Consider the following 7,699-nt stretch of genomic DNA (forward strand, 5'->3'; position numbering starts at 1 on the left):
CCCCGCCCCCTCAAGGAACGGCGAGATGAACGGCCAGGCCAGCCAGCCCGCATAGCCGATCACCACCATGACCAGAATGAACCGCAGGATCTTCATGACCGCCTCCCTGTTCCCTCCGGCCGCAGCCTAGCAGTGGACGGGCGCTGAAAGAACGGCGAAATCCCGATTCAGGACGCGGCGGGTTCGGCCTCGGGGGCGGCGGGGGCCGGTTCAGCGGGGGTTTCCGGCGCGGCCGGAAGGATCAGGGCGACCTCGGTCCCCTCGCCCGGGGCGCTGTCCATGGCCAGCCGTCCGCCCGACTGGCGCGCGAAGGCGTAGGCCTGTGACAGGCCCAGACCGGTGGCGCCGTCCCGCGTGGTGAAGAAGGGCTCCGACGCGCGGGCCAGCACGTCGCTGTCCATGCCCGGCCCGTTGTCGCGCACCGACAGGCGCCACTGGCCCTCGGGCGTCTCGTCCAGCCGGATGGCCACGGAGCCCCGTCCCTCCAGCGCCTGCACCGCATTGTCCAGCAAGGCGCGCACGGCGCCGTCGAAGGCGGCCGGGTCGATCAGCGCCTCCATGGGCCGGTCGGGCGCCTCGATCATCAGGTCCACATCCTCGCCCGCCATCTGGCGCAGGGTCGGCTCCATGCTCTTCAGCAGCACCGACAGGTCCAGCCGGTTCATGACCGCGTCCTCGCCCTGGCTGAAGGCGGCCAGGCGCCGGGTCAGGGCCTCGCCGCGCCGGCCCGCGTTCAAGGCCGCCCCGCCCAGACGGCGCACCCGGTCGGGCTGGTCCGCCTGTTTCAGCAGCATGTCCAGGGCGCTGGTCATGACCCCCAGCAGGGCCGAGAAGTCGTGCGCCACGCCGCCGGTCAGACGACCCACGGTCTCCAGCCGCCGCGCGGCGGTCAGCTCCGCCTGTTCGTCGGCAAGGCGGTCCTCCAGCGCGGTCAGGCGGGCGCGGGCCTCCTCCAGCTCGGCGCGCAGGCCCTCGGCCGGGTCGTCGGTCGTGTCTTCAGCGGGGGTTTCGGGCAGAGGCTCCGGCGTGCGTTCGCCCGCCAGCAGCAGGGCGCCGTCCTCGCCCGGCAGGGGCAGGATGCGCCAGGTCAGGCCCGAGGCCGCCACGATCGGCTCGGCCGCGCCCGGCTCGGCGGCGCGGGCGGCGTTCAGGGCCATGCGGCCCTCGGTGCGCTCGTCCAGCGCCAGGAACAGATCGGCGAAGTCCAGGCCCGCGACGGCCCCGGCGTCCAGGCTGTGGCGCTCCAGCGCCGTGCGGTTGGCCTCGCGCACCCGTCCCTCCGCATCCAGAACCACAAGGGCGCTGGAGGCGGCGTCGAACACCCGCCGGGTCAGGCCCGGATCGACCGGGGCGACGACGGGTTCCGGCGCGGGCGCCGGTTCGGGCTGGATCAGGCTGTCGGTCTCGACGATGGCGGCGGTGGAGCCGATCACCTCGCCCACCGGCCCCAGGATGGGCATGGCCGTGACCGAGACCAGCATCTTCCGGCGGCTGGAGGGGTTGGCCATGATGTGCTGGAAGCCCTTGACCGTCTGGCCCCGCAGGGCCCGGGCGCTGGGCAGCAGGTCCGGCGGCACCGGGCGGCCGTCGGGATAGGTGATGCCCCAGGTGGCGGAGTGAAAGCGCAGGCCCAGAAGCTCGGCGTCGCGGCGGCCCAGCAGCTGGTGCGCGGCGCGGTTGGCGAAGATGAACTTGCCGCCCAGGTCGGTCTCGACCAGGGCCACCGGGATGGCGTCCAGCACCTCGCGCAGGCGACGGGCCGAGCCCTCGTGACTCATCAGGGCGTGGTCAAGCCGGGCCGTCGCATTTCGATACGCCAGACCCCAGCGGGCGGCCGCGACGAGTCCCGTAATGGCCACGACGGCGCAGATCGCCGCCACCACGCCGAACACCAGAGCCCAGTTGACCTCGCCTTCGAGAAACATGCGTTCGCCTTACACCGTATTCCATGACGTCGGTGCAAGAGCCGGGCCGCTCAACGAACGGCGATCAAACAAGAGGCGGTGTCAGTCAGTCCCTGGACAGGTCGAAGCTGTCGATGACGCCGCCGTCGCTGTCGATGGCCCGGTACGTTAGGGTTCCGGCGACGGGGTCCACCTCGATGATCTGATAGGTGCGGGTGTTGACCGCGCCGAAGGCGGCGAAATCGGGCAGGCCCTGCTCGTACATCTTGGTCCCCGACACCGCGACCAGATAGACCGTGCCGTGCTCGCCCTCGGCGGCGGGCTGATGGCCGCGCATGGGGACGGTGCGCATATAGGCGTGGTCGTGGCCCTGGAAGGCGATGTCCACATTGTGCCGGTCGAAGATGGGGCCCCAGGCGTCGCGCAGCGGATAGTTATCCCGGCCCGGCCGAGAGGCGTAGAACGGGTGGTGGTAGATCACCACCTTCCAGCGGGCGTCGCTTTCGCCCAGCACCCGGTCCAGCCATTCGGTCTGAAGCTCCGGCTCCACCAGGTCGTAGTTGGAGTCCATCACCACCACCAGAAGGTCCTGATAGGTCACATGGTAGGTGCGGCCCGGATCCAGGGTCTCGGCGCCGTTGGCCGGCAGGGCGAACTGCTGAAGATACAGGGTGGGGTGGCCGCCGTGGCTGTCGTGGTTGCCCAGGGCCGGGACCACCGGCGTGCGGTCGAACACCGTCGAGCCTTCGTGGAAGAACTGGTCCCAGTTGTCCCGCTCGGTGCCGTGGTCGATCAGGTCGCCGGCGATCATGTAGAAGCGCGCCTCGGGGAAGCGGGCGTCGGACTGCCGGATCAGGTCGCCCCACTCGTCCAGACCGTTCTGGGGATCGCCCAGATAGATGAAGGCGTAGGGCTCCGCCCCCGCCTCGGCGGCGGTGCGGAACGGGCGGCGCCGGGTCCAGGTCTGGCCGTTGTCGGCGCTGACGGCGTACTCATAGTCCGTGGCCGGAGTCAGGTCGTCCAGCCGCACCCGGTGCAGGCGGATGTCGGGGTCGTTGACGACCTGGCGGCTGGTCAGGGCTGCGGCCTCGGCTCTCAGGACGCGGCCCGCGCTGTCGTCGCCCCGGGGCGCCAGCCACAGGATGGAGTCCTGCACCGTCTCGTCGGTGCGCCACTGCACCGTCACCCCGGTGCGGGGATCGCCCTGCCAGGTCAGCTGCAGATGGTCCGGCGCGCCCGACGACGGATAGTCGGTGGCCCGGAAGAAGCCCACCATGCGCGAGACGAACTCCCAGCTCTCGAAACTGCGCAGAACGGGCAGGCCGTCAAGCTGGGCGGGCAGGGCGTTGAAATAATCGTTGTCGTCCACATAGGGCTCGCCGCCTTCGCGGGCCGTCTGCACATCGGCGCCCGGGACCAGCGGGGTGATCTCAACCGTTCCGGCGCCCTCGGCGGGCGCGGCGAACACCACATAGGGCTTCAGCTCACCCGACAGGCTGGGCACGCCCAGGTTCACCTCGCCGGCAGGCACGGCCTTCTCCCAGACGTGGAAGGGGTCCTCCACATCGACGATGAAGTCCAGGTCGGCCCGGCGCTGGAAGCCCAGGTCGGCGAGCCAGAAGGGCGTCTCGCCCCAGGCGCTGTCGAAGGCCACGAACAGGCGCGCGGGGCGATCGACCGTGAAGCGGGCGAAGCCCGTGGACAGGCGCGCGCGCTCCTCCGCGCTCAGGAAGGCCGCCGCGCTCTCGGGCGTCAGGGCCAGGCGCTCGTCCGGCCCCATCTCGCGCACCATGCGGTCCAGGATGTCCGAGACATCGGCCTCGAGGGCGGCATGGGGCGAGGCCGGCGCCGCGACCACGGCCGGCTGAAGCGCCAGCGCCGGCGTCTGCGAAAAGGCCAGGCCCGCCGACAGGGCGAGGGCGAGAAGAAGCTTGCGCGACATGGTGCGGCGTTCCTGAACAAGACCGCGTATCGGCGCAGTCGTCGTGAGGGGATGGCCCATGGTGACGCCTGTGTATGACAGGGGCGTGTCGGCAGGGCTGAAATGCGCAGGGAACGGATCAAGCGGGTCTGAGGCCCAAAACAAAAAAGCCCCGTCCGGGGACGAGGCTCTTTGCGTTTCGACTGGAGCGGGCGAGGCGATTCGAACGCCCGACCCTCACCTTGGCAAGGTGATGCTCTACCCCTGAGCTACGCCCGCGCTCTCAGTCGAGGGCGGGCCTATAGCCGAGCGCGGGCGGGGGCTGCAAGAGGGGATCGCCGAAATTCGGAAATCCCCCCATCAAACGCGCCCAATACGCGCTCAAGCAGCGAGCGTCCGCGACGCGAGCGGTAGCGTCCCAGGATGCGCTCAAGCAGCGAGCCGCCGCGCGGCGAGCGGTAGCGCTCTTATCTGGGCGCCAGTCTGATCCCCCCGTCCAGACGGATGCACTCGCCGTTGATGTAGGTGTTCTCGGCCAGGTGCAGGGCCAGGGCGGCGTAGTCGGCCGGCGTGCCAAGGCGCTTGGGGAAGGGGATCATGGCGGCCAGGGCGTCCTGAACCTTCTGGTCCATGCCCGCCATCATGGGGGTCCACATGATGCCCGGCAGGATGGTGTTGACCCGCACGCCCTCGTTCATCAGGTCGCGGGCCATGGGCAGGGTCATGGCGTAGACGCCGCCCTTGGAGGCCGAATAGGCCGCCTGGCCGATCTGGCCGTCCTGGGCCGCCACGCTGGCGGTGTTGACGATCAGGCCGCGCTCGCCGTCTTCCATGGGGTCCAGGGTGACCATGCCCGCCGCCGACTGGGACGCCACCCGGAAGGTGCCGAACAGGTTGACCGTCACCGTCTTCTCGAACTGGGCCATGTCGTGGGCGCGGATCTCGCCGGTGTCCTTCTTGCGCGACACGGTCTTCTGGCCGGTGGCGATGCCGGCGCAATTGACGGTCAGGCGCTCCTGGCCATGGGCGGCGCGGGCCTTTTCGAAGGCGGCGGCCACCGAGGCGTCGTCGGTCACATTGACCTTGCAGAAGACCCCGCCGATCTCGGCCGCGACCTTTTCACCCGCCTCCTCGTTCAGGTCGAAGATGGCCACCTTGACGCCCCTGGCCGCCAGGGCCCGCGCCGTGCCTTCGCCCAGGCCCGAGGCTCCGCCCGTCACCACCGCCGCGATCGAACCGTCCAGTTTCATGGCATTCATCCCTATATTGATTTGAACTGTTGAGCTGGGCCGAGGATTTAGACGCCATGTCGCCAAACGCCAAACCGTCTTCAATCGAAACGCCCGAACAGGCGCTGGACCCGGCGCGCGCCCTGGTCCCCGCCACGATCAAGCTCAACGCCGAACGGGTGCGGCGCGGCTTCTGGCCCAAGATCCGGCGCACGGCCACGCGCATCCCCTTTGCGCGGGAGGCGATTGCGGGGTGGCACGCGGCGCGGGATCCCGAGACGCCGCTGCGGGCCAAGGGATTGATGCTGGCGGGGCTGGGCTATTTCGTCATGCCGGTGGACGTGATTCCCGATGTGTTCGTGGGCATCGGCTTCACCGACGACGCGGCTGTGATCGCCGCCATGATCGCCCTGGTGGGCTCCCACATCCGCGGCCGCCATTATCAGGCGGCGGAAGAGACGCTGGAGGCGATGCGCGAGGAGTGACAGACCGGTCTCCTCCACCGCTCGCGGGGGAGGAGACGGGCTCACCCCTGTGTGCGCCACCAGCCGGTGATCGACAGGCGCGGGGCCCCGGCGAAGGGCGTGACCATGGACACCGCATGGGCCTGGGGCACGCGGAACACGTTCAGCACATTGAAGCCGGGGGTGAAGGCCTCCACCACCTCGCCCGCGTCATCCTTGAACAGCAGCAGGCCGCCCCATTCCGCCCGCCAGCCGGGGCAGAGGTTCAGCACATAGGCGTAGAGCCGCCCGGCCTTCTCATGGTGGTCATTGTGGCCGTTCAGGAACTGGCCCGGCCCGAAGCGGGTGGCCATGGCGTCCACATGGGCGATACGGTCATCCCCGGTCAGGGTGCGCGCGAAATCCAGCCACGGCTCGCTGTTGAACAGGGCGTAGAGCGCCGCCAGCGCCTCCGGCATCGCCTCGCCGGTCTGGACCCCGTAGCCGATGCGGAAACGGTCGTAGACATACTGGAAGCCGTCGCGGGCGCCCTCGTGGACCATGGCGATCAGCCGCGCCTGCTCCTCGAGGGGCTGGCCCTCGAAGATCGACACCGGCACATCCACATTGGCCGGATTGTCGAGACTGCGCCGCCAGGCCAGTCCGTCATCGGCCAGCGCCCCGTGCAGCGCCCGGGCGGCGTCATCGGTCAGCACGCCCGCCACCCGCGCCCGGCCGCGCCCGCCGAGAGCCTGCGCCCCCGCCGTCATATCCATAGCCGGGTTGAGGGCGACGGCGGTCACCGGTCCTCGACCGTCACCACGATCTTGCCCAGGGCCTGACGGTCGCCCAGCGCCTTGATCGCCTCCCCCGCCTTGTGCAGGGGGAAGGTGCGCGACACCCGCGGCCGGATCTTGCCCTCGGCATACAGGCGCATCAGGTCGGCCATGTTGGCGGCGTGGAGCTCCGGCTCGCGGGCCACATGGGCGCCCCAGAACACCCCGACGATGGACACAGACTTCAGCAGGGTCAGGTTCAGCGGCAGGGACGGAATCCCGGCCGGGAAGCCCACCACCAGATAGCGGCCGTCCCAGTCCATGGCCCGCACAGCGGGCTCGGCGTAGTCGCCGCCGACGCCGTCGAACACCACATCGGCGCCGTCGCGGCCGGTGGCCAGCTTCAGTTCGCCGGACAGCTCCTTCTGGGCCGCCCTGTCCATGGGGCCGGTGGGATAGATCAGTCCGTTGTCTGCCCCCAGTTCCAGGGCGAACTCCACCTTGTCGCCGGTGGAGGCGGCGGCGACCACGCGCGCGCCCATCGCCTTGCCCAGCTCCACCGCGGCCGCGCCCACGCCGCCTGCGGCGCCCAGCACCAGAAGGGTCTCGCCCTCCTTCAGCCGGGCCCGGTCCTTGAGCGCGTAATAGCTGGTGCCGTAGGTCATCACGAGGGCCGCGCCCTCCTCGAAGGACATCTCCTTGGGCATGGGGATGACGTGGCTGGCGGGCACGGCGATGCGCTCCACCAGACCGCCCCAGCCGGGCACGGCGATGACCCGGTCGCCCTTGCGCACATTCTTGACGCCCTCGCCCACCGCCTCGACCACCCCGGCCACCTCGGCGCCGGGTGAGAAGGGGCGCTCGGGTTTGAACTGGTATTTGTCCTCGATGATCAGGGTGTCGGGGAAATTGATCCCCACCGCCTTCACCTCGATCACCACCTGGCCCTTGCCGGGGGTGGGGTCATTGACCTCCTCGACCTTGAGGGTCTCGGGGCCGCCGGGGGCATGGGACAGGACCGCGCGCAAATCGAACCTCGCTTGAAGCTGGTGGCCGGACGGTGGCGTCCGCCCCGTCCGAACGCTAATGAGCGCGAAGGCCCGTGAAAAGGGCGAACGCTTCAGGAAGATGCCCCCATGACCCGTCCAGCCCTCGTTCTGCACGGCGGCGCCGGCGCCCGCCGGTCGCAGAACTACGACCGCGAGATGGCGAACATGCGCGCCGTGGTCGAGGCCATGGCCGCGCGTCTGGCGGAGGGCGCCCCGGCGCTGGACGTGACGGTGGAGGCGGTGGTGATGCTGGAGGACTCCGGGCTCTATGTGGCCGGGCGCGGCGCCTCGCCCAATCTGGACGGCCGCTATGAGCTGGACGCCAGCCTGATGGACGGGGCCAGCCAGAAGGCCGGCGCCGTGGCCGCCCTGCAGGG

At 70.2% G+C, this 7,699-nt stretch carries 7 protein-coding genes and 1 tRNA gene; 2 read left to right on the forward strand and 6 right to left on the reverse strand.

What is annotated here, in order from left to right; all coding sequences use genetic code 11:
- Positions 1–167: 167 nt before the first annotated feature.
- The 4 genes from C0461_RS12185 to C0461_RS12200 all read right to left on the reverse strand — a co-directional run bounded on the left by C0461_RS12185 (position 168) and on the right by C0461_RS12200 (position 5,075).
- On the reverse strand, positions 168–1,925 hold the full coding sequence (locus C0461_RS12185) for an ATP-binding protein (RefSeq protein ID WP_292107330.1): 1,758 nt from the start codon (positions 1,923–1,925) through the stop codon (positions 168–170).
- 85 nt (positions 1,926–2,010) lie between these two features.
- Positions 2,011–3,846: a metallophosphoesterase family protein gene (locus C0461_RS12190; protein ID WP_292107331.1), complete on the reverse strand. Its 1,836-nt coding sequence runs from the start codon at positions 3,844–3,846 to the stop codon at positions 2,011–2,013.
- Positions 3,847–4,029: 183 nt separating this feature from the next.
- Positions 4,030–4,104 (reverse strand) — tRNA-Gly (locus C0461_RS12195).
- A 188-nt stretch (positions 4,105–4,292) separates the two neighbouring features.
- Positions 4,293–5,075 (reverse strand): SDR family oxidoreductase, encoded by a 783-nt coding sequence (locus tag C0461_RS12200; RefSeq protein ID WP_292107334.1) that lies wholly within the window; start codon positions 5,073–5,075, stop codon positions 4,293–4,295.
- A 56-nt stretch (positions 5,076–5,131) separates the two neighbouring features.
- Between C0461_RS12200 and C0461_RS12205 the strand changes: the two genes are divergently transcribed.
- Complete coding sequence (locus C0461_RS12205) at positions 5,132–5,539, forward strand: DUF1232 domain-containing protein (protein WP_292107336.1); 408 nt, start codon at positions 5,132–5,134, stop codon at positions 5,537–5,539.
- Positions 5,540–5,580: 41 nt separating this feature from the next.
- Here the strand turns inward: C0461_RS12205 and C0461_RS12210 are convergent, their stop codons facing one another.
- Together C0461_RS12210 and C0461_RS12215 are read right to left on the reverse strand one after the other, a co-directional pair.
- The gene (locus tag C0461_RS12210; RefSeq protein ID WP_292107338.1) at positions 5,581–6,300 is read right to left on the reverse strand and encodes a 2OG-Fe(II) oxygenase family protein; all 720 of its coding nucleotides are present in this window, start codon (positions 6,298–6,300) and stop codon (positions 5,581–5,583) included.
- Positions 6,297–7,301, reverse strand: coding sequence for an NADPH:quinone oxidoreductase family protein (locus C0461_RS12215; RefSeq protein ID WP_292107339.1), 1,005 nt, complete (start codon positions 7,299–7,301; stop codon positions 6,297–6,299). Before C0461_RS12215 ends, C0461_RS12210 begins: the two co-directional genes overlap by 4 nt.
- Before the next feature lie 108 nt (positions 7,302–7,409).
- Here C0461_RS12215 and C0461_RS12220 point away from each other — a divergent pair.
- Positions 7,410–7,699 (forward strand): isoaspartyl peptidase/L-asparaginase (locus tag C0461_RS12220; protein WP_292107340.1); only part of this gene is annotated, 290 nt, incomplete at its 3' end.

The sequence above is a fragment of the Brevundimonas sp. genome (assembly GCF_013823285.1).
Taxonomy (GTDB): Bacteria; Pseudomonadota; Alphaproteobacteria; order Caulobacterales; family Caulobacteraceae; genus Brevundimonas.